Consider the following 21,429-nt stretch of genomic DNA (forward strand, 5'->3'; position numbering starts at 1 on the left):
GCGGCGCTCACGGCCGGGGCGGCAGCGGCGGCCGGGAGCGGTCGGGCACGTCCCCGTAGCCGGGCGGGGCCGCCGCCGGGTGCCTCTCCAGCAGGTCCAGGGCGGTGCGTACGGCCGTCTCCAGCATCGGATGGCGGTCCTGGGTCCAGTCCCGGGGCGTGCGCAGTATCTCGATGTCGGGCTCCACGCCGTGGTTCTCCACGGACCAGCCGTACCCGTCGAACCACGCCGCGTTCATCGGCACCGTGATCACCGTGCCGTCGCCGAGCCGGTGGCGCCCGGTCATCCCGACGACCCCGCCCCAGGTGCGGGTGCCGACCACGGGGCCGATGCCCAGCAGCCGGAACGCCGCGGTGATCATGTCGCCGTCGGAGGCGGTGGCCTCGTCGGCCAGCGCCACGATCGGGCCGCGCGGCGCGTTGGAGGCGTAGCTGACCGGCCGGGCGTCGCGGATCAGGTCCCAGCCCAGCACCTTGCGGGTCAGCGCCTCGACCACCAGCTCGCTGATGTGGCCGCCCGCGTTGCCGCGCACGTCCACGATCAGCGCGGGCCGGGAGACCTCCACCCGCAGGTCGCGGTTGAACTGCGCCCAGCCCGAACCGCCCATGTCCGGGATGTGCAGGTAGCCGCACCTGCCCTCGCTCAGCCTCCGTACGACCGCCCGCCGCCGGCTCACCCAGTCCTGGTAGCGCAGCGGGCGCTCGTCGACGAGGGGGACGACGGCGACCCGGCGGGGCCGGCTCGGCTCCGCGCCGGGCGGGTCGCCCGCGTCGTGGGTGAGGAAGGCCAGTTCGACGGTGGTGCCGCCGGCCGCGGCCAGCAGCGGGTAGGGGCCGGCGACCGGATCCACCGGGCGGCCGTCCACATGGGTGAGCAGCGAGCCGTCCCGGACGCCCGAGCCGGCCAGCGGCGACCGGGCCCGGGAATCGGAGGACTCGCCGGGCAGGACGCGTTCCACCCGCCACCGGCCGTCCCCGGTGGGGGCGAGGTCGGCGCCCAGCAGCCCGATCGGCCGCTGGTAGTGGGCGGGCCCCTCGTCGCGCCGGGCGGGCGAGACGTACGCGTGCGAGGTGCCCAGCTCGCCCACCGTCTCGCGGAGCAGGTCGGCGAACTCGTCCGGGGAGGCCACCCGCTCCACCAGCGGCCGGTACTGGGCCAGGACCGCGTCCCAGTCGACGCCGGACATGCCCGGGTCCCAGAAGTAGGACCGCATGATCCGGCCCGCCTCCTCGAAGGCCTGCCGCCACTCCGCGCAGGGGTCCACGTCGTGCAGGATGCGGCGCAGGTCGAGGTGGGTCGTGGAGTCGCCGTCGGCGGACTCGGTGGCCGGGACCGCCCGCAGGTCGCCCTCGTCGTTGACCACCAGCCGGGTGCCGTCGCCGCTGACCGCGAACCAGTCGATGTCCCCGGTCAGCTCGGTCCGCTTGGCCTTGACCAGGTCGAAGTGCTCCAGGGTGGGGCGGCCGGAGGTGTCGGCGGGGTTGGCGAACGTCTCGCCCAGCGCCCCGGAGATCGGCCAGCGCAGCCAGACCAGCCCGCCGCCGCTGACGGGGTGGAGGGAGGAGTACTTCGAGGCCGGCACCGGGAACGGGGTGACCCGGCTGGCCAGCCCCTCGGCCTCCACCAGCACCGTGCCCTCCTCGCCGGCGGCCTCGCCGAGCGCGTCCGGGTCCAGTCCGCCGGCCGCCGGGCGGCCCTCGGGGGAGAGCGCGAAGGGCGAGGGTGTCGCCGAGGACAGCGGCACCAGGTACGGGCGGCAGCCCAGCGGGAAGGACAGGTCCCCGGTGTGCACGTCGTAGACCGGGTCGAAGCCGCGCCAGGAGAGGAAGGCCAGATAGCGGCCGTCCCGGGTGAAGACGGGCTGCTCGTCCTCGAAGCGGCCCTCGGTGACGTCCAGTGTCGTCCGGTCGCTCAGCCGGGCGATCCGGATGCGGCTGAGGGCGCCGCCGGTCCCGGGCTGGGCCCAGGCCAGCCACTGGGAGTCCGGGGAGAAGGCGAGGTGGCGCACCGGGCCGTCCTCGGAGCGGGCCAGTTCGGTGACACCGGTGTCCGCTGCCTCCCCGGTGGCCCCGGTGTCCCCGCCGGTGCCGGTGTCCGGCGCGGTGTCGGACGGGGCGTCCGGCGGCGGGGCGTCCTCGGCCGTCTCCCCGCCGGTCTCCACGGCGGGCTCCCCGCCGGTGCCGCCGTCCCCGGGGCTCCCGTCGGCGCTCCCCGCGTCCCCGGCGCCGGTGCGGACCAGCAGCAGCCGGCCGTCGTGCGAGGCGACGGCGAGCGTCTCGCCGTCCGGCGCGGCGATCAGTTCGTGCACCCGCCCCAGCCGGCCGGCCGCCGTCCGCCGCGGCTCGCCGGTGCCGCTGGCCCGCGGCAGGCCGGCGATCTCCACGGCGTCCTCGCCCTCGGCGTCGGTGACGTAGGCGATCTGCCCGGTGGAGCCGAGCATCTCCGGCAGCCTCACCCGCACCCCCGGGGTGTCGGCGATCACCCGGGCCGGGCCGTCGCGGTGGGTGAGCCAGTACAGGCTGCCACGTACCCCGACCGCGCTGGCCCGCCCGGTGGTGTCCACGGCCAGGGAGTTCACATGGCCCGCGGCCGGCACCTGGTAGCCGCGCCGTCCGGCGCGCGGCCCGCCCAGCCGTACGGCCAGCCGGCGCGGCCGCGCGTGCGGGGAGAGGTCGTCCACCAGCCACAGCTCGCCGCCGCACTGGTACACCACCCGCTGCCCGTCGGTGGCGGCGTGGCGGGCGTAGAAGTCGGCGTGGTCGGTGTGGCGGCGCAGGTCCGTGCCGTCGGGGCGGCAGGAGTAGAGGTTGCCGACGCCCTCGTGGTCGGAGAGGAAGGCGATCCGGCCACCGACGATCATCGGGCAGTCCAGGTGCCCGTACAGCTCGGGCACCAGGCGTTCGCCCTCCAGCCACAGCCGTCCCGTCGCCCCGCCGCGGTACCGCTTCCAGGCGGCGGGTTCGTGCGGCGGGGTGCCGGTCAGCAGCAGGGTGCGGACCTCGCCGTCGAGGTCGGCGACGGCCAGGTCCGACACCGGCCCCCAGGGCAGCTTCTCGCCGGGGCCGCCGTCGGTGGACAGCCGGTGGGCCCAGGCGAAGTGCGAGAACGGCTGGCCGTGCGAGGCCACGGCCAGGATGTCGCCGTCCGGGGTCCAGCCGCGGACCTGGGTGTCGACGGCCCCCCAGTACGTCAGCTGCCGCGACGGGCCGCCCTCGACGGGGGTGAGGTGGACCTCGGGGTCCAGGCTCCGCCAGGTCGTGTACGCGAGGTGGCGGCCGTCGGGGGAGAAGCGGGGGTGCCCGATCCGGGTGCGGTCCACCGTCAGACGCCAGGCGCGCGGGGGGTGGTGTGCCGCCGGTGTGCCCTCGGGGACGAGCGGGGCGACCCACAGGTCGTCCTCGGCGGTGAAGCACAGCAGCTCACCGTGGAGGTGCGGAAACCGGAGGTAGACGCCGGGCGGCTGCCCGTCCGCCGGGGCCGGGGGGACGGGCGGAGCCGGAGGGGCGGAGGAAGCGCTCACCCCTCCCATGATCGGCCGCCGGACGGGTGACGGCAACTCCTGCCGCCGGCCCCGGCGCCGGTCCTGCTCCCGGCTCGGTACGGGGTCCCGGCCCGGCGGTGGACCACGAGGGACCTCCGTTCACCCGGACGGGTGAGATCGGGGTCCACGGCGAGCCGCCCGGGCGGTGCGGGACGGGACAGCGCGGGACGGAGCGGCGCGGGACGGAGCGGCGCGCAACAGGGCAGTGCGCAACAGGGCAGTGCGGGACAGGGCAGATTGGGGCAGGGGGTTCCCCGGTTCCGGGCCGGGGGCGCGGGTGGTCGTCACCGCGCCGATCGTCAGGACCGGTGTCCTCGCGGGCTCCGCCGGGGCGCCCGACCAGGTGCGGTGGTCGGGCTGCCGGGCTCCGGCCCGGCCGTTCGGCGCCGCCCGGTGAGCGGGCGTGGTGGCCGCCGCGATGGCGGGCGAGGGGCCGCGCGGGCCACTCGCCGGGGGTGTCGGGGCGCGTCCGCCGCGCCCGGTGCGGATCGGTTCCGCCGGTCCTGTGCCCCGGCGGGCTTCTGAGGGGTGGTGCTCCTGGGAGGTGGTGGGGTGCCCGGACCTTCCGGCCCGTCCGGCCTCGCCGGTCCCGCCGGTCCCGCCGGTCCTCCGTGGCTCCCCGGCGGCGCTGTCCGCCGTGTGCCGTCCGCTGCCGTCGCCGGGACGTCACACCCCCCGCAACAGCGCGGTCAGCACCCTGTCGATGTCCAGCTCGTGGCGCTCGTCGCCGCCGGACACCAGCTCGTAGGTGCCGCGCAGGAAGCGCCGCAGGTCGGCGGTGGCGAACTCGATCACGGCCACCCCCTCCGGCGCCCGCAGCTCGACGACGGTCCGTCCCGTCTCGCCCGGCCGGACGTGCACGTCCCCCGGGCCGGCCGGGGACCGCATGCCCTCCTCCAGCAGTTCACGGGAGAACACCCAGACGACCTCGTGGCCGTCGAGGGAGACGTCGGAGGGGAAGACGATCCGCACGGCGAAGGGGTCCTGCCGGTCGTAGCGCAACCCGACGGGGATGTCCCGGGTGAGGGAGGGGACGGTGACCAGACGGGCCTGGACGTTGTGGTCGATGATGATGGGCATGGCGCTGCTCCTTCCGGGGGCCTGCTTTCCTACGACCCAGCCAGGGCGTTTTCATGACGACATACCGCGAGTAATTTCTGTGAGCTCTGCAACAATTTTGTGAGGATCCGGCATTCGCGACTGCTCGGGCTTACCGGTCGGTCCGTGTCAATTGCCCTCCAAGCGGCCGGTTCGGCGACGCTTCCCGACCCGACTGACCACACGCGGTCACTGGCGGCACAGGCGCTCTTGCAAAAGGTTCGCAACAAGTCCTTACTATCGGGAAGGGGAGCCGACTCCCTCGCGCGGTGTCCCTGCAAGCAGAGAGCGGAGCCCGACATGCATGTCCCCGACGGATTCCTCGACGCCCCCGTGTCGGTGGCCACCGGCGCCGTCGCCGCGGCCGCCGTCGCGGTGAGCCTGCGCGGCGCCCGCCGCGAGCTGGCGGGCGCCGCCGACAGCCTCGGCGCGGAGCGCACGGCGCCGCTGGCCGGGCTGGTGGCGGCCTTCGTCTTCGCCGTCCAGATGCTCAACTTCCCCGTCGGGGCCGGCACCAGCGGGCATCTGATGGGCGGGGCGCTCGCGGCCGTGCTCGTCGGTCCGTACACGGCCGTGCTCTGCCTGGCCGTGGTCCTGCTGCTCCAGGCACTCCTCTTCGCCGACGGCGGCCTCACCGCGCTGGGCACCAACATCACCCTGATCGGCGTGGTCACCGTGGTGACCGCCTACGCCGTCTTCCGCGCCCTGGTGCTGGTCCTGCCCCGCAGGCGGAGCTCGGTCACCGCGGCCGCCTTCACCGCCGCCCTGGTCTCCGTACCGGCCGCCGCCGCCGTCTTCACCGGCCTGTACGCGATCGGCGGCACCGCCGAGGTCTCCCTGGGGAAGGTCCTCGCGGCGATGCTCGGCGTCCACACGCTGATCGGCTTCGGCGAGGCGGCCATCACCGCCGCCACCGTGAGCGCGGTCCTCGCCGTCCGCCCGGACCTGGTGTACGGCGCCCGCGGTCTGACCCGCCCCCTCGTCCTGCGCGCCGCCGACGGCACGGAGCTGCCCGCGCCCGCCGGCGGTACGGAGCCCGCCGCGCGGCCCGCCGCCTCCGCCCGGAGGGTCTGGGCGGGCGGACTGGCCGCCACCCTGCTGTGCGCCGGGGTCGTGAGCTTCTACGCCTCCGCCTCGCCCGACGGCCTGGAGAAGGTCGCCGGTGAGCACGGCATCGCCGAGCGGGAGGAGGAGCACGGCCTGGCCGGCTCGCCGCTCGCCGACTACGGTGTGGCCGACATCGCGAACGAGCGGCTCTCCGGCGGGGTCGCCGGGGTCGTCGGGGTGGGCGCGACCCTGGCCGTCGGCTCCGGGGTCACCCTGCTGGCCGTCCGCCGCCGCCGGGCCGGGGAGGCGGCCGGGACCGGGGCCGACGGCCGTACGGCCGGGGCCGGCACCCCGGCCGGAACCGCCTGAGATGGGCGCCGGACACACCCACCGGCTCTACCGCCACGGGCACTCGCCCGTGCACCGGCTCCCCGCGCACTGCAAGACCGTCGCGGTCCTCGCCTTCGTCTTCACCGTGGTCGCCACGCCCCGCGAGGCGGTGTGGGCCTTCGGCCTCTACGCGCTGCTGCTGGCCGCGGTCGCCGCCGCGGCCCGCGTACCGCCCGGCCACCTGCTGAAGCGGATGCTGGTCGAGGTGCCGTTCGTGGCGTTCGCGGTCCTGCTGCCCTTCGTGGCGGAGGGACCGCGGGTGTCCGTGCTGGGCCTGGCGCTCAGCGAGCCCGGACTGTGGGGGGCCTGGAACGTCCTGGCCAAGGGCACCCTCGGCGTCGCCGCCTCCGTGCTGCTGGCCGCCACCACCGAGCTGCGCGAGCTGCTGCTCGGCCTCCAGCGGCTGCGCATGCCGCCGCTGCTGGTGCAGATCGCCTCCTTCATGCTCCGCTACGGCGACGTGATCGCGGACGAGATGCGCCGGATGGGCGTCGCCCGCGCTTCGCGCGGCTTCACCGCGCGGGGCCCGCGGCAGTGGGGAGTGCTGGCCAGGTCCGCCGGCGCGCTGTTCATCCGCTCCTACGAACGCGGCGAGCGCGTGCACCTGGCCATGGTCAGCCGCGGCTACACCGGCACGATGCCGGTGCTCGACGAGACGGCCGCCACCCGCGCGCAGTGGTCGTACGCCGCGGCCCTCCCGCTCGCCGCGCTCGCGGTCTGTCTGCTGGGATGGAGCCTGTGACCACCGCCGACGCCGACCCCGGCCCCGCCCACCGGCCCGCCCCCGGGACCGCCGCGCCCCCCTCCCTGGAGGTGCGCGGCCTCGCCTACGCCTACCCCGACGGCCACCAGGCCCTGTTCGGCGTCGACCTCACGGTGCGGCGCGGTGAGCGGGTCGCGCTGCTCGGGCCCAACGGCGCGGGCAAGACCACCCTCGTCCTCCACCTGAACGGCATCCTCTCCGGCGGCGCGGGCAGCGTCACGGTGGCCGGGCTGCCGGTGAACCGGGCCAACGTCGCCGAGATCCGCCGCCGGGTCGGCATCGTCTTCCAGGACCCGGACGACCAGCTCTTCATGCCCACCGTCCGCGAGGACGTCGCCTTCGGCCCCGCCAACGCCGGGCTGCGCGGCGCCGAACTGGACGCCCGGGTGCGCGAGGCCCTCGACCGGGTGGGGATGGCGGACCACGCCGACCGCCCGCCGCACCACCTGTCCTTCGGGCAGCGGCGCCGGGTGGCGGTGGCGACCGTGCTGGCCATGCGGCCGGAGATCGTCGTCCTGGACGAGCCGTCCTCCAACCTCGACCCCGCCTCCCGCCGCGAACTCGCCGACATCCTGCGGTCCCTGGACGTCACCGTGCTGATGGTCACCCACGACCTGCCGTACGCCCTGGAGTTGTGCCCGCGCTCGGTGATCCTCGGCGACGGCGTCATCGCCGCCGACGGACCCACCCGGGACCTGCTGACCGACACCGGGCTGATGCACGCCCACCGGCTGGAACTGCCGTTCGGCTTCGACCCCGGTTCGGTGACGCTTCCCCGGGCATAGGAGCATGGACGGTACAAGCATCGACCACCGGCCGGGGGAGCCCGGCAGCCGGGGGGAACAGTGGCCGACGTCCAGGGGACGGTGGCGGACGGCTGGGAGCCGGTCCGCGACGCCTTCCGCACCAACCTCGCCGAACGCGGCGACCGCGGCGCGGCCGTGGCCGTGTACCGGGACGGGCACCGGGTCGCCGACCTGTGGGGCGGTCTGGCCGACCCCCGCGGCGAGGCGCCCTGGACCGGGGAGACCGCCCAGCTCGTGCGCTCGGTGACCAAGGGGATCGCCTCGGCCGTCCCGCATCTGCTGCACCAGCGCGGACAACTGGACCTGGACGCCCCGGTGAGCGCGTACTGGCCGGAGTTCGCGGCGGCGGGCAAGGAGCGCGTCCTGGTGCGCCACCTGCTCGGCCACCGCGCCGGACTGCCCGCCCTGGACACCCCGCTCACCCCGGAGCAGGCCCTCGACGGCGTCTCCGGGCCGCGTGCCGTCGCCGCCCAGGCACCCGCCTGGGAGCCCGGCACCGCACACGGCTACCACGCCCAGACGTACGGCTGGCTGCTGGACGAGCTGGTGCGCCGGGTCACCGGGCGCACCCTGGGCCGCTGGTTCGCCGAGGAGGTGGCCGGGCCGTACGGCCTGGACGTCTGGCTCGGACTGCCGGCCGGACAGGCGCACCGGGTGGGCCGGATCGCCGAGGTGGCGGCGCCGCCCGCGCCGCCCTCCCGGGGGCTGCGGGTCCGTCCCCGGCGCGAGGTCGCCGAGGCCTGGCGCGACCCGGACTCCCTCACCCGCCGGGCCTTCGCCGCGATCGACCCGTCCCCGGACGAGAACGACCCCGCCTACCTGGCCGCCGGACTCCCCTCCTCCGGGGGCGTGGCCACCGCCCGTGCCCTGGCCCGCTGCTACGCGGCGTTCATCGGCGACCTCGGCGACGGCACCCGACGGCTGTTCGAACCCGCCACCCTCGCCCGGGCCCGCGCCGAGGAGTCGGCCGGGCCGGACCGCGTGCTGGTCGTCCCCACCCGCTTCGGGCGGGGGTACATGCTCCACGGGCCGTCCTGCCCGATGCTCGGGCCCGGCTCCTTCGGGCACTCCGGCCGCGGCGGCTCCCTGGCGTTCGCCGATCCGGAGACGGGGACGGCCTTCGCCTACGTCACCAACTCCCTGCAGAAATCGGTCACCTCCGACCCGCGGGCGCAGGCCCTGGTACGCGCCGTGCGCCGGGTGCCGGCCGGCCGGGACGCCCGCTGACGTCTGCCGACGCCCGCCCGGCGGCGCACGGCGGCCGTGGGGCGGAGCCGTGAGGAAACCGGCCACATCGAAGGGCGAGGTTTCGGTTCCGTGACGCCGGGTAAAGCCCGGATGACATGGGAGCGCTCCCATGGTCCGGACCCCCCACAGCCGGAAAACGGAGACCAGAGAATGCATTGTCATGACCGGGCCGAGTCCCCCCGCGGCTCCTTCCGCGCGGCGTTAGTACTCCTCTTCGCCGGGCTGCTCGCGCTGATCCCCTGGAGCAACAACACCGCCTCGGCGCACGGCGCCATCGTCAACCCCGGCTTCCGCGCGTACATGTGCCACGAGCGCTGGGGCGGCGACCACCTGAACCCCAACATGGCGCAGGAAGACCCGATGTGCGCCCAGGCCTGGCAGGCCAACCCCAACACCATGTGGAACTGGAACGGCCTGTACAAGAACAACGTGGGCGGCAACTTCCGCGCCGCCGCCCCCGACGGGCAGCTCTGCAGCGGCGGCAACGCCGAGAGCGGCCGCTACCGGTCCCTGGACGCCGTGGGCGCCTGGAAGACGACCGACGTCAACACCAACTTCCGGATGGAGCTGTACGACCAGGCCAGCCACGGTGCCGACTTCTTCCAGGTCTACGTCACCAAGCAGGGCTTCGACGCCACCCGCCAGCCGCTGACCTGGGGCAACCTGGAGCTGGTGAAGACCACCGGCCGCTACGCGCCCGCCCAGAACATCTCCTTCGACGTGAGCGCCCCCGGTCGCAGCGGCCGCCACATCGTGTACACGATCTGGCAGGCCTCGCACATGGACCAGGTCTACTTCCTGTGCAGCGACGTGAACTTCCGGTGATCCGCTGAACCCTCGGTGGTGAATCGGTAGTGGTAGGCCCCGCCGGACGCCCAGGCGTCCGGCGGGGCCGCGCTGTGTGCGCGGCCCGGGGGATCCCGCGGCCCCGCCGCGCGCCGGACCGGTCCGTCCACCGGGCCGTGCGGCGGTGTCACGGTCCGGGCGATCCGTCCGGCCATGCGTGTTCGGCCGGCTGGCCGTGGGCGTCGACGGCGCCGCGGGCAAGCGGGATGTTCCCGGCCTCGGTCGACGGCGGTCGACGTCGGTCGACGTGAGCGGGAGTTGACGCGTCCGTCTCCTCGGCGAGCGCTACGGCTGCGTCGCCGGGCCTGCGACGGCGGCCTCGGAGGTTGCCCAGAGCCGCGCCGCGTTGTCCGCGTTGAAGACGCGCGGGTTCGGACGGATGGGGTCGCCGGGGCCGTGGAGGGCACCGCTGGTCAGCTCGTCGGCCGGTGCTGTGGCGAGTCGCACCAGGCGTCGGGCCGACTTCTCGGGGCCGGCCAGGAACGGCGCGTAACGGAAGAAGAAGCGCAGCGCCGTGTCGCGGCCGATGTCGGTCCGGGCCAGGCCGGGGTGCAGGCTGAGGCTCAGGATGTCGGGCCAGCGCCGCGCCGCCTCCATCGCGAAGAGCACGTTTGCGGCTTTGGAGGTCTGGTAGGCGGCGATGCCGTTGTAACGCCGCCCGTCGCGGTCCAGCCGGTCCGGGTCGAGCCGCACGTTGGGACCGGGGCGCACCGAGGTGTTCACGATCCGGCTCCCGCGCAGCCTTTCCCGCAGCAGCTTGCTGAGCAGGAAAGGTCCCAGGTGGTTGGCCTGGATGGTGGCCTCGTGGCCGTCCACGGTGCGCCGGTGGGACATCGTGGTCATGCCGGCGTTGTTCGCCAGCACGTCGATCCTCGGGTACGTGGCCAGCAGGTGATCCGCGAGTGCCCGTACGTCGGCCAGTCGTTCGAAGTCGGCCTGGAAGCGTCCCGGCTCGGCCCCGCGCCCGGCTGCCCGGACCCGGTCGACGGCGATCGCCAGACGGCGCTCGTCACGGCCGACCAGGACGACCCGGTCGCCCCCGGCGGCGAGCTGTTCCGCGGCGGCGAGCCCGATGCCCGAGCTCGCACCGGTGATCACGATCGTGCGTGGTTCCGCCATGCCGGATGTTCCTCCCAGGTCCCGAGCCGTCACTGCGGTAGGACGCGAAGCGGGCGCCGCGGGTGCATCCGGGACCGAGAAACCGGACCCGGCGCCCCCGCCCACGCCCACCTCCGCACAGGGGTCACCCCGCCGCGCGGCCCGCCCGTTCCACCAGCAGCCAGCCGGCCACCGTCATCGCCACCGCCGTCGGGGCGGTGATCCGTACCGCCACCAGCAGTGCGTCCTGGCCTTCCAGCAGGCCGCCGAGACCGGTCATGGACAGACCCAGCACCCCCAGCACGCACAGGGCCGCGCCCAGCGCGGCGGCCGGCGCGGCGGCGCGCGGGAGAAGGCCGGAACGAGGCGGGGAAGCGGGGGCCGGGCCGGGGACGGCGGTGGCGGCGGGACGCTCGAAGCGCCGGAAGACGGCCACCAGCAGTGCGGTGAGGAGCGCCGCGGCCCCGACCCGGGCCGGGACCCACGCCCACCAGACGGCGCTCGCCGGGGCGGGCAGGGGGATGTCGAGGGCGAACAGCAGCCCGTACACGCCGAGCAGCGCGGTGAGGTGCCACAGGAAGGCCGTCATGGCCACCCCGTTGGCGGCGACCACCGCGCGCCACACCCGGGGCCGCGCCAGCAGCCGTGCCGCGGGAGCGCGCAGCAGCTCCACCGCGCCCACCAGCCAGGCGGCGTGGCAGAGCAGGGCCAGGGTGGGCGGGGACATGTTGCTGACCGGCTCGCCCGGCATGCCCACCATCGACAGCGGATACGGCCCCCACGCCACCAGCGCGGCGGCCGAGGCCAGCCCGCCCAGGGCCAGGGCCGCCGGAACACGCCGGTCCGGCCCCAGCCGCCCGTCGGCGCGCAGGATGCCCAACTGGTGGACCGCGAGCCAGACCAGGGCGAGGTTGAGGAACTCCACATACGGCATCCCGGCGGCGAAGCGCAGCAGGTCCACCATCGCCGCCCCCCAGGCGAGCGCGGCGAACACCCCCCAGCCGTACCGCTCGTTCAGCCGCAGCAGCGCCGGGGTGAGGGCCACCAGCGCCAGATAGACGCCGATGAACCACAGCGGCTGGGTCACCAGCCGGGCGGCGGTCTCCCACAGCGGGCCGTCGCGGCCCGTGACGTGGACGGCCAGTGCGGCCGCGCACCACACCGCGGTGAAGACCATGGTCGGGCGGAGCAGCCGCTGGAGGCGGGCGCGCAGGAACGCCGGGTAGCGCGGCGCGCCGGGCGGCAGGCGGCGGTCAAGCGAGCGGTGGGACAGCGCGTGCGAGAAGCCGCCGACCAGGAAGAACACCGGCATGATCTGCAACAGCCAGGTGGCGGGCTGCAGTTCGGGCACCACGGCCAGCAGGTTGCCCACCACCACGTGCCCGTCGTCCGGTCCGCCGGACCCGACCGTGACCGCCGCCATCAGCCAGTGGCCCAGCACCACCGTGCCGAGCGAGGCGACGCGCAGCAGGTCGACGTAGCGGTCGCGCCCGGCGGGCGTCGCCGCGGCGAGCGCGCGGACGCCGGACGCCCCGCGTCCTTCGGTGCCGGTGCCGGTGCCGGTGCCTGTCCCGGAGCCGGTGCCGGTGCTGTCTCCGGTGCGGTGTGCCGTCCCCCTGTTGTCCATGCCCGGCAGCCTGACGGCTGCGGCCACCTGTTCGACACGGTGTCCGTACTCAGAACCCGGCTGAGTACTTCGGCCGGGGCGCTGTACCCGGGGACGTCCGGGGCCGCCCGCGGGGTGCTCAGCGCACCGCCGCCCCCGGCGCCGGACCGGTGGCGGTACGGGCGGTGCGGCAGGTGCCCGACAGCCGCAGCTCCCGGGCGACGGCCGTCGCCGAGGCGGCGTCCGCCGCCAGGAAGGCACAGGTCGGGCCGGAACCGGAGACCAGGGCGGCCAGGGCGCCCGCCGCCGTGCCCGCCTTGAGGGTGTCGGCCAGACCGGGCAGCAGGGACAGCGCCGCGGGCTGCAGGTCGTTGGTCAGCGCGGCGGCCAGCGCGTCCGCGTCCCCGGCGCGCAGGGCGTCCAGCAGCGCGGCGGAGGGCTCCGGCGCGGGGACGTCGGCGACGCCCGCGCCCGCGCCGTGCCGCTCGCGCAGCCGGTCGCACTCGCGGTAGACGGCCGGGGTGGACAGCCCGCCCTCGGCGACGGCGAACGCCCAGTGGAAGGTGCCGCCCACCTCCAGCGGGGTCAGCACCTCGCCCCGGCCCCGCCCCAGGGCCGCGCCGCCGGTCATCGAGAACGGCACGTCCGAGCCCAGCCCGGCGCAGATCGCCAGCAGCTCCTCGCGCGGGGTGCGGGTGCCCCACAGCGTGTCGCAGGCCAGCAGCGCGCCCGCCGCGTCGGCGCTGCCGCCGGCCATGCCGCCCGCGACGGGGATGTCCTTGGCGATGTGCAGGCGGACGTCGGGGGAGCGGCCGTGGCGCAGGGCGAGCGCGTAGGCGGCGCGGACGGCCAGATTGGTGTGGTCCAGCGGGACCCGGCCGGCGTCGGGCCCGGAGCAGGTGAGGAGCGGGCCCTCGCCCTCCGGGGCCGGGGCGGCGGTGATCTCGTCGTACAGGTCGACGGCGAGAAAGACGTTCGCCAGGTCGTGGAAGCCGTCCGGCCGCAGCCCGCCCACCGTGAGCTGCGCGTTCACCTTGGCGGGTACGCGCACGGTGACCGGCGCGCCCGGGGTCCCGGGGACGGCGGCGCTCATGTCGGGGGTGCTCATGTCGGGGGTGCTCATGCGGTGCTGCCCTTCCGCTCCGCTACGGCCGCGAAGTCCTCGATCGTCAGTGCCTCCCCCCGGGCCCGGGGGTCGATCCCCGCGGCCCGCAGCGCCGCCTCGGCCGCCGCGGCCGAACCGGCCCAGCCCGCCAGCGCGGCGCGCAGCGTCTTGCGGCGCTGCGCGAAGGCGGCGTCCACCACGGCGAAGACCTCCCGCCGGCCGGCCGAGGTGCGCGGCGGCTCGCGCCGGACCAGCGAGACCAGCCCGGAGTCCACGTTGGGCGCCGGCCAGAACACGTTCCGCCCGATCGCCCCGGCCCGCCGCACCTCCGCGTACCAGGCGGCCTTCACCGACGGCACCCCGTACACCCGGGAACCGGGCTCGGCCGCGAGCCGGTCGGCGACCTCCGACTGCACCATCACCAGCCCGTGCTCGAGCGTCGGGAAGACGGCCAGCATGTGCAGCAGGACGGGCACCGCCACGTTGTAGGGCAGGTTGGCGACCAGCGCGGTGGGCGCCGGGCCGGGCAGCTCGGTGACGCGCAGCGCGTCGCGGTGGACCAGCGCGAAGCGGTCGGCGCGCGCCGGCAGCCGGGCGGCGACGGTCGCGGGCAGCGCGCCCGCCAGCACGTCGTCGATCTCCACCGCCGTCACCCAGGCCGCCTCCGCCAGCAGCGCCAGCGTCAGCGACCCCAGCCCGGGCCCGATCTCCACCACCACGTCCGTGGGGCGCACCCGCGCGGTCCGCACGATCCGGCGGACGGTGTTGGCGTCGATGACGAAGTTCTGGCCGCGCTGCTTGGTGGGACGCACCCCCAGCGCGGCGGCCAGCTCGCGGACGTCGGCGGGGCCCAGAAGGGCGTCGGTGCCGGGAGGACCGGACGGACCGGACGGACCGGACGGGCCGGAGGGGGAGGGGGCCGCTGAGCTCACCGCTGCAGTTTACGGCCGCACACCGGCCAGGGTGCCGCGCCCCGGTGCACGTACAGCTTCTTCGCCCGGCGGGTCTGCTCGGCCGGCGGGGCGTCCTGCGGCCGGCCGGTGCCGCCCAGCCGCCGCCAGGTGCGGGTGTCGAACTGGTACAGCCCGCCGTACGTCCCGGTGGGGTCCACCGCGTCCGGCCGCCCGCCGGACTCGCAGCGGGCCAGGGCCGCCCAGTCCAGGCCGTCGGCGCCGCGCTCCGTACGCGGCTCGGCGGTGCCCACCCGGATCACCCGCGGCTGGGGCTCGCGCACCAGCGCCGCGGCCGTCCGCCGGGGCCGCTGCCGTACGCCGTCCACCGTGCGCACCTCGTGGGTGATCCGCCGCAGCCCCGCGCGGCCCGGCCGCGCCACCACCTCGGTGCCCCGCGGCAGGGCCGCGTCCGGGCGCCGCACGGTGCGGTACGGGACCGGTTCCTCGTGGACCTCCGTGGTGTCGGTGACGCGCCGGACGGTGACCGTCTGGCCCTCGCGCGGGAAGGAGTCCAGTGGCGCGGACACCCGGTCCGCGCAGCGCACGCCGTCCTCGCAGGCCCGGCGCAGGCCGACGCCCGCCTCGGCCATCGCCTCGCGCACGGTCGCGGCGTTGGTGCGGACGGTGTGCTCGCGCCCGTCGGCCAGGAAGGTCACGGTCCGCTCGGTCCGCACCCGCAGCGCCAGGCCGCCGCGGCCGATGGGCCGGTCGCCGGGCACCGACAGGTACGCGCCCTCGGGACGCACCCCGAGCCGCCGCAGCGCCCGGGCCACGGTGGGGGCGGTGGTCCACACCCGCCGCTCGCGGCCGTCCACGGTGAGCGCGAGGGGACGGGCCCGGCGGACGGTGACCCGGTCGCCGTGGGCGAGCGCCGCGCCGGGGGCGGGGGAGACGGCGTCGTGCTCGCCGAGCTCCACGCCCTCGTCCGCCAGCAGCCCGGCGACGTCACCGGCGAAGGTGTGCAGGGTGCGCCGCTCGCCCTCCACGGTCAGCTCCACGGCCTTGTCGTGGGCGAGGAAGGCGGTGGTGCCGCCGGTCAGGAAGGCGAGGACCAGCGCCCGGGGCAGCAGGGCGCGCAGCGTCGCGGGGCGCCGGCCGGCCGGCCGCCGGGCGTGCGCGGCCCGCCGCCCCGTACGTCCCCCGGCCCGGCCCCCGGCGGGCGGGGGGACACAGGGGGGCGGGACGTACGGCGCCGCGGGCGGGGGGACGTACGGGGGCGGGACGTACTCGTACCCGGGTCCGTACTCCCCGTACGAGGGGGGACGGGGATCGGCCGCTTCCCACTCCCGTGTCTCCCACTGCTGGTCCCACGGCTGGTCCCACGGCTGGTCCCACGGCTGGTACGGAGGGGCGGCGGGGTACGCGGGCTCGTACCCGTACGCGTACTGCCGGGTCTCCTGCGGATGGCTCACGACGCGACTCCAAGCGGTCCGGGTGGCCGGACCCTAGCGGAGCCTCCGTCACTCTCCCAAGTTGTATGGATACCCTGGGTAACTTCTTCCTCGGATCCCTCAGTACCCGAAGGCGCGTGCGGTGTTGGCCGCGATGTGCTCGGCCAGCTTCTCCTCGTCCAGCCCCTTCACCCCGGCCATGGCGCGCAGCGTGTACGGGATCAGATACGGGGCGTTGGGGCGTCCGCGGTACGGGGCCGGGGTCAGGAAGGGCGCGTCGGTCTCCACCAGCAGGAGTTCGGGCGGCGCGACGGCCAGCGCGTCGCGCAGCGGCTGGGCGTTCTTGAAGGTGACGTTCCCGGCGAACGACATGAACCACCCCCGCTCGGCGCACACCCCGGCCAGCTCCGCGTCGCCGGAGAAGCAGTGGAAGACGGTCCGCTCGGGGGCGCCCTCCTCGGCCAGGACGCGCAGCACGTCCTCGTGGGCGTCGCGGTCGTGGATCACCAGCGCCTTGTCCAGCCGCTTGGCCAGTTCGATGTGGCGGCGGAAGGAGTACCGCTGGGCCGCGCGCCCCTCCTCGCCGGTGCGGTAGTGGTCCAGGCCCGTCTCGCCGACGGCCAGCACCTCCGGCCGGGCGGCCAGCGCGGCGATCTCCGCCAGCGCCTCGTCCAGGGCCGTGCGCCCCCCGGCGGCCTCGATGCGCGGCGCCTCGTTCGGGTGCAGGGCGACCGCGGCCCACACGTTCTCGTGCTCGGCGGCGGTACGCGCGGACCAGCGGGAGCGCTCCAGGTCGCAGCCGACCTGGAGCAGAGTGGTCACGCCGACCGCGGCGGCGGCCGCGACCGCCTCCCCGACGGTGGTGTCCTGCATGTCGAGGTGGGTGTGCGAGTCGGCGACCGGTACGGCCAGGGGCGCGGGCGGCGGCGCGGGCCGGACGGGCTTCGCGCTCTTCCGCGCCCCGGCCGTCTCCGCCGTCTTGGGGGACTGCTCCATGTGGTCGATCCTAGGCGGCCCGGCCGTCCCGCCCGTCGCGCGCCCGCAGGCCCGCGCCGGCCCGTCCGGCCGTCGGTCAGGGCCGCTCGCGCGGCAGCGCCTGCTCCACCGCGGCCACCCGTCCCGCTCCCATGATCCGCACCACGTGCGTCTCGCAGGCCGGGCAGGCCGGGCGGGTCAGGGGTGACGGCACCCGCGTGCCGCTCGCCGGATCGTGGTAGGTGACGAAGGGGCGTCCGTCGAGGTCGGTGTGGTGCCGGATCGCGTACGCCTGCTCCCAGCCGTGCCCGCAGTGCATGCAGGCGAACGAGTACTCCTCGTGAACGGTCGTGTGCCTGGGGTCCATGGGAACCTCCTCCGCTTTCTCCCAGTGGACTCCTCGGGTGCCCGAAATGCACGTGTGTGACCGATCCTTTATGTGATTCCCGGCCGCACCCGCCGGGCCGCCTCCCGCCGGGACCCCTCCGGAGCGCCTCAGCCGGTTCCCGGTCCGGCGCTCTTCGCGGCGACCACCGCGTCGAACACCTCCCGCTTGGGCACCCCCGCCTCGCGCGCCACCGCCGCGATGGCCTCCTTGCGGCGCTCCCCGGCGCTCTCGCGCACCGCGACCCGTCGCACCAGCTCCGTGGCGTCCAGCCCGCCCGGGACCGCGGCGGGCGCGCCCTCGACGACGACGGTGATCTCCCCCCGCACGCCCTGGCCCGCCCACTCGGCCAGCTCGCCCAGCGGGCCGCGCCGCACCTCCTCGTACGTCTTGGTCAGCTCCCGGCACACCGCGGCCCGGCGTTCGGCGCCGTAGGCCTCCGCCATGGCCTCCAGCGCGGCGGCCAGCCGGTGCGGGGCCTCGAAGTACACCAGGGTGCGGCGCTCCCCGGCCGTCTCGCGCAGCCGCGCCTGCCGCTCGCCGGCCTTGCGCGGCAGGAAGCCCTCGAAGCAGAAGCGGTCCACCGGCAGCCCCGACAGCGCCAGCGCGGTCGGTACGGCGGACGGCCCGGGCACGGCCGTGACCCGTACGCCGCGCTCGACGGCGGCGGCCACCAGCCGGTAGCCGGGGTCGGAGACCGAGGGCATGCCCGCGTCCGTCACCAGCAGCACCCGGGCGCCGCCGGCGAGCGCCTCGGCCAGCTCCGGTGTGCGCGCCGCCTCGTTGCCCTCGAAGTACGACACCACCCGCCCGGTGACCTCGACCTCCAGCGCCCGGGTCAGCCGCCGCAGCCGCCGGGTGTCCTCGGCGGCCACGATGTCCGCCCCGGCCAGTTCGGCGGCCAGCCGCGGCGGCGCGTCGCCGATGTCGCCGATGGGGGTTCCTGCCAGTACGAGTGTTCCGCTCACCCGGCCATCCTCCCAGGCGTCCGCCCCGGCGCCGCCCCGGCGCCGTCCCGGCCTCGTCCCGGCCTCGTCCGCCCGGTGGCGCCGGGACGGGGCGGGGCGACCGCGGGCCGTTCCCTACGATGGCCCGCGTGAGCAGTGACACCGCGACTCAGACCCGGCACGGGGAACCCGCGCGGGAGCAGCCCCCCGCGTGGCGCGAACGGCTGCGGCGCTACGGGTACGCGCCGCCCGCGCGGGCCGGCGTCCGGGATCGCCTCGTGCCGCCGTACCCGGAGCCCGGCCGGAGCCCGGTGTGGGGCCTGTTCGGGCTGGACGGCCGGGACGCGCGGCGGCTGGGGCGCCTGGCGGGCTGGGGCGGGCCGCTGCTGGTCGCGCTGTTCGCCGGGCTGCTGAGGTTCTGGAACCTCGGCTCCCCGCACGAGGTGATGTTCGACGAGACCTACTACGCCAAGGACGCCTGGGCGCTGTACCGGCTCGGCTACGAGGGCACCTGGGCGGACAGCGCCAACGACACGATCCTGGACAACCCCGCCGCCGCCCCCCTCGGCGAGACCGCCTCGTACGTGGTGCACCCCCCGGCGGGCAAGTGGGTCATCGCCCTGGGCGAGATGATGTTCGGCCTGAACCCGTTCGGCTGGCGGTTCATGGTCGCGGTGCTCGGCACCCTGTCGGTGCTGATGGTCTGCCGCATCGGCCGCCGCCTCTTCCGCTCCACCGCCCTGGGCTGCCTGGCCGGCGTCCTGCTGGCGGTGGACGGGCTGCACCTGGTGATGAGCCGTGCCGCGCTGCTCGACCTGGTGCTGATGTTCTTCGTGCTGGCGGCCTTCGGCTGTCTGCTGATCGACCGGGACGCCGCCCGCGCCCGGCTCGCCGCGGCCCTCCCGCCGGACGGGCGGCCCGACGCGGGGGTGGGCGGGCGGCTGAACCTGGGGTGGCGGCCCTGGCGGCTCGCGGCCGGGGTCTGCCTGGGGCTGGCCTGCGCCACCAAGTGGAGCGGCGCGTACGTGCTGGTCGCCTTCGGGCTCCTGGTCGTCCTGTGGGACGTCGGCTCCCGGCGCACCGCCGGGGCGCGCCGCCCGTACCGCTCGGTGCTGCGGCGGGACGCCGGGCCCGCCTTCCTCGCCCTGGTGCCGGTGGCCGTCGCCGTCTACGTCGCGTCCTGGGCCGGCTGGCTGGCCGGCCGGGACGGCTACTTCCGGACCTGGGCGGAGGGCCGCGAGGGGCTGTCGCCGGAGCTGGGGCCGCTGCCCCGGTTCGACATGACCTGGGTGCCGGAGTGGCTGCGCAGCCTGTGGCACTACGAGGCCGAGGTCTACCGCTTCCACGTCAACCTGACCTCGGAGCACCCCTACCAGTCCCATCCCTGGAGCTGGCTGGTGAACGCGCGCCCGGTCTCGTACTTCTACGAGTCCGCCGAACGGGGGGAGAGCGGCTGCACGGCGGAGGGCGGCTGCGCCCGCGAAGTGCTCGCCCTGGGCACCCCGCTGCTGTGGTGGGCGGCCTGCTTCGCGCTGCTGTACTGCCTGTACCGCTGGGCGCTGCGCCGCGACTGGCGCGCGGGCGCGATCCTGTGCGGGGTGGCGGCCGGGTACCTGCCGTGGTTCCTGTACCAGGAGCGGACGATCTTCTACTTCTACGCGGTCGTCTTCGTGCCGTTCCTGTGCCTGGCGCTGACCATGATGATCGGCGCGATGCTGGGGCCGCCCGGCAGCACGGAACGGCGGCGGGCGGTCGGCGCGGCGGGCGCCGGGGTGCTGGTGCTGGCGATCGTGTGGAACTTCGTCTACTTCTATCCGGTCTACACCGGCCAGCAGCTCCCCAAGGACGCCTGGCAGGGCCGGATGTGGCTGGACACCTGGGTCTGACGGGCCTTCCGCGCTCCCCGTTTCCCCCTCCCCGGGGCTTCCCTCGGGCTCCCCGCGGGCTCCCTCGGACTTCCCCGGGCCCTTCCCCGGACGCGCCGTGTCCCGCGAGGGGCACGCGGGACACACACAGGCGCCGCCCGCCGGAAGAACCGGCGGGCGGCGTCATGAGAGGGTCAGAACGGAAACCGACGTGAAGCGTCAGTCGACGTTCTTGTTCTTGTTCTCGGCCTCGGCCTCGGCACCCGCCGCGGCTCCGGTCTCCTGGCCCTGGCCCTGGCCCTGGGCCTGCTCCTGCTCGGGGGCGACGATGATCTTCGCCTCCTTCTCGACCTTGTGCACCTTCTTGATGTGCGTCTCCTCCTCGTAGTTCTCGGAGCAGTCGATGTTGTTGTTGGCGGCCGAGAGGATCGGGAGGTCGATGACCTCGATCACGTCGCAGCTCAGAACCTGGCTGTTGTTCTCGAACTTCGCGCCGTTCTGGGCCTGGGCAACGGCGGCTCCACCCGCGACGGCCATGGCGGCGGTGAGCGAAACGACGAGCGACTTCTGCAGCTTCATACGGTCTTGTCTCCTTGACGAGAGAAGGAAGTTTCCGATGATCCCCGGCCACCGCCGAGCGGCCGAGGAGTCGGTTTCCGGAGTACAGTCACCATGCGGCCGGTTCACCGGAAGGCGGGAGTGACCCCCACATCGGCGACATTAACCGACCGAATCCACAGAAGCGTGTTTTTCGCCGCTTGCGTGTCTTGCGGAAAGTTCGTCGCCGACTTCGCCAACCAGTGAACGAGCCGGGGGCCCGGGTTGTTACTACTCCAATTAGGTGGTGCTGTCGCTCCGGTATTCGGCGGCCGTGCGGGAAACGGCGGAAGGCCGCCTCCGGTGAACCTGGAGACGGCCTTCGTGAAGCCGGGGGCCGACGTGTGCCGGCGGTGGCGTCAGTCCTGCTGCGACTCGACGCTCTCGACCCTGACCTCCTTCTCGTAGTTCCGCGAGCAGTCGATGTTGTTGTTGGCGCTGGACAGGATCGGAACGTCCAGGACCTCCAGGGTCAGGCAGGACAGGACCTGGGAGTTGTTCTGGAACTTGGGTCCGTCGGCGTGGGAGACGCCGGCGCCGGCGGCCAGCAGTGCGGCGGTGGAGAGCGAGACGGCCGCGGTCCGCTTCAGGTTCATGGGTGCATACCTCCGATGTACGAATGTTCGAAGCCTTTTCACGGGCTTGTTCCGCGTAATACCGGAACTCGTTCGCCCGGTACACGGTAGAGCCTGCCGTGTGCTGATATCCCGTTCCGCTGCGCTGTACGTGTCACGGACCCGGGCGGCCGGCAGTCGCGCGGGCCCGCGC

The 21,429-nt window shown here is 75.3% G+C and carries 18 protein-coding genes; 6 read left to right on the forward strand and 12 right to left on the reverse strand.

All coding sequences use genetic code 11. The features are described 5' to 3' along the window. Positions 1 to 7: 7 nt before the first annotated feature. Positions 8 to 3,529, reverse strand: coding sequence for a S41 family peptidase (locus CUT44_RS11530; RefSeq protein WP_100201837.1), 3,522 nt, complete (start codon positions 3,527 to 3,529; stop codon positions 8 to 10). A 678-nt stretch (positions 3,530 to 4,207) separates the two neighbouring features. Next, positions 4,208 to 4,621, reverse strand: a complete 414-nt coding sequence (locus CUT44_RS11535) for an SsgA family sporulation/cell division regulator (protein WP_100201838.1) — start codon at positions 4,619 to 4,621, stop codon at positions 4,208 to 4,210. A gap of 318 nt (positions 4,622 to 4,939) precedes the next feature. Between CUT44_RS11535 and CUT44_RS11540 the strand changes: the two genes are divergently transcribed. The 5 genes from CUT44_RS11540 (at position 4,940) to CUT44_RS11560 (ending at position 9,718) form a co-directional block, all read left to right on the forward strand. After that, positions 4,940 to 6,055 (forward strand): energy-coupling factor ABC transporter permease, encoded by a 1,116-nt coding sequence (locus CUT44_RS11540; protein ID WP_100201839.1) that lies wholly within the window; start codon positions 4,940 to 4,942, stop codon positions 6,053 to 6,055. A gap of 1 nt (position 6,056) precedes the next feature. Further along, the gene (cbiQ, locus tag CUT44_RS11545) at positions 6,057 to 6,818 is read left to right on the forward strand and encodes a cobalt ECF transporter T component CbiQ (protein ID WP_100201840.1); all 762 of its coding nucleotides are present in this window, start codon (positions 6,057 to 6,059) and stop codon (positions 6,816 to 6,818) included. Continuing rightward, positions 6,806 to 7,624: an energy-coupling factor ABC transporter ATP-binding protein gene (locus tag CUT44_RS11550; protein WP_100201841.1), complete on the forward strand. Its 819-nt coding sequence runs from the start codon at positions 6,806 to 6,808 to the stop codon at positions 7,622 to 7,624. Before cbiQ ends, CUT44_RS11550 begins: the two co-directional genes overlap by 13 nt. Before the next feature lie 60 nt (positions 7,625 to 7,684). After that, positions 7,685 to 8,872, forward strand: a complete 1,188-nt coding sequence (locus CUT44_RS11555) for a serine hydrolase domain-containing protein (RefSeq protein WP_100201842.1) — start codon at positions 7,685 to 7,687, stop codon at positions 8,870 to 8,872. A 171-nt stretch (positions 8,873 to 9,043) separates the two neighbouring features. Continuing rightward, positions 9,044 to 9,718: a lytic polysaccharide monooxygenase auxiliary activity family 9 protein gene (locus tag CUT44_RS11560; protein ID WP_100201843.1), complete on the forward strand. Its 675-nt coding sequence runs from the start codon at positions 9,044 to 9,046 to the stop codon at positions 9,716 to 9,718. 306 nt (positions 9,719 to 10,024) lie between these two features. Here the strand turns inward: CUT44_RS11560 and CUT44_RS11565 are convergent, their stop codons facing one another. The 8 genes from CUT44_RS11565 to rsmI form a co-directional block, all read right to left on the reverse strand. Next, positions 10,025 to 10,858, reverse strand: a complete 834-nt coding sequence (locus CUT44_RS11565) for an SDR family NAD(P)-dependent oxidoreductase (RefSeq protein WP_100201844.1) — start codon at positions 10,856 to 10,858, stop codon at positions 10,025 to 10,027. A gap of 124 nt (positions 10,859 to 10,982) precedes the next feature. Then, entirely contained in the window at positions 10,983 to 12,464 is a 1,482-nt protein-coding gene (locus CUT44_RS11570; RefSeq protein WP_100201910.1) for an acyltransferase family protein, read from the reverse strand. A 118-nt stretch (positions 12,465 to 12,582) separates the two neighbouring features. Further along, positions 12,583 to 13,566 carry a 4-(cytidine 5'-diphospho)-2-C-methyl-D-erythritol kinase gene (locus CUT44_RS11575; RefSeq protein WP_408646734.1) on the reverse strand — a complete coding sequence of 328 codons (984 nt, stop codon included), beginning with the start codon at positions 13,564 to 13,566 and terminating at the stop codon, positions 12,583 to 12,585. Next, complete coding sequence (gene rsmA / locus CUT44_RS11580) at positions 13,563 to 14,480, reverse strand: 16S rRNA (adenine(1518)-N(6)/adenine(1519)-N(6))-dimethyltransferase RsmA (RefSeq protein WP_100201845.1); 918 nt, start codon at positions 14,478 to 14,480, stop codon at positions 13,563 to 13,565. Before rsmA ends, CUT44_RS11575 begins: the two co-directional genes overlap by 4 nt. Continuing rightward, positions 14,477 to 15,913, reverse strand: coding sequence for a resuscitation-promoting factor (locus tag CUT44_RS11585; protein ID WP_100201846.1), 1,437 nt, complete (start codon positions 15,911 to 15,913; stop codon positions 14,477 to 14,479). Before CUT44_RS11585 ends, rsmA begins: the two co-directional genes overlap by 4 nt. A gap of 99 nt (positions 15,914 to 16,012) precedes the next feature. Beyond that, a complete protein-coding gene (locus tag CUT44_RS11590) occupies positions 16,013 to 16,888 on the reverse strand; it encodes a TatD family hydrolase (RefSeq protein WP_100201847.1) in 876 nt (291 codons plus the stop codon). 76 nt (positions 16,889 to 16,964) lie between these two features. Further along, positions 16,965 to 17,234 (reverse strand): hypothetical protein, encoded by a 270-nt coding sequence (locus tag CUT44_RS11595; protein WP_100201848.1) that lies wholly within the window; start codon positions 17,232 to 17,234, stop codon positions 16,965 to 16,967. A gap of 128 nt (positions 17,235 to 17,362) precedes the next feature. Next, on the reverse strand, positions 17,363 to 18,220 hold the full coding sequence (rsmI, locus tag CUT44_RS11600; RefSeq protein ID WP_100201849.1) for a 16S rRNA (cytidine(1402)-2'-O)-methyltransferase: 858 nt from the start codon (positions 18,218 to 18,220) through the stop codon (positions 17,363 to 17,365). 119 nt (positions 18,221 to 18,339) lie between these two features. Between rsmI and CUT44_RS11605 the strand changes: the two genes are divergently transcribed. Further along, positions 18,340 to 20,085, forward strand: coding sequence for a dolichyl-phosphate-mannose--protein mannosyltransferase (locus CUT44_RS11605; protein ID WP_100201850.1), 1,746 nt, complete (start codon positions 18,340 to 18,342; stop codon positions 20,083 to 20,085). A 198-nt stretch (positions 20,086 to 20,283) separates the two neighbouring features. On the opposite strand, the gene CUT44_RS11610 is transcribed toward CUT44_RS11605, so the two are convergent. Further along, positions 20,284 to 20,643, reverse strand: a complete 360-nt coding sequence (locus CUT44_RS11610; RefSeq protein ID WP_199185676.1) for a hypothetical protein — start codon at positions 20,641 to 20,643, stop codon at positions 20,284 to 20,286. Positions 20,644 to 21,020: 377 nt separating this feature from the next. Then, entirely contained in the window at positions 21,021 to 21,257 is a 237-nt protein-coding gene (locus CUT44_RS11615; RefSeq protein WP_100201851.1) for a hypothetical protein, read from the reverse strand. Positions 21,258 to 21,429: the final 172 nt, after the last annotated feature.

It is taken from the genome of Streptomyces carminius, from assembly GCF_002794255.1.
GTDB classification, from domain to species: Bacteria; Actinomycetota; Actinomycetes; order Streptomycetales; family Streptomycetaceae; genus Streptomyces; species Streptomyces carminius.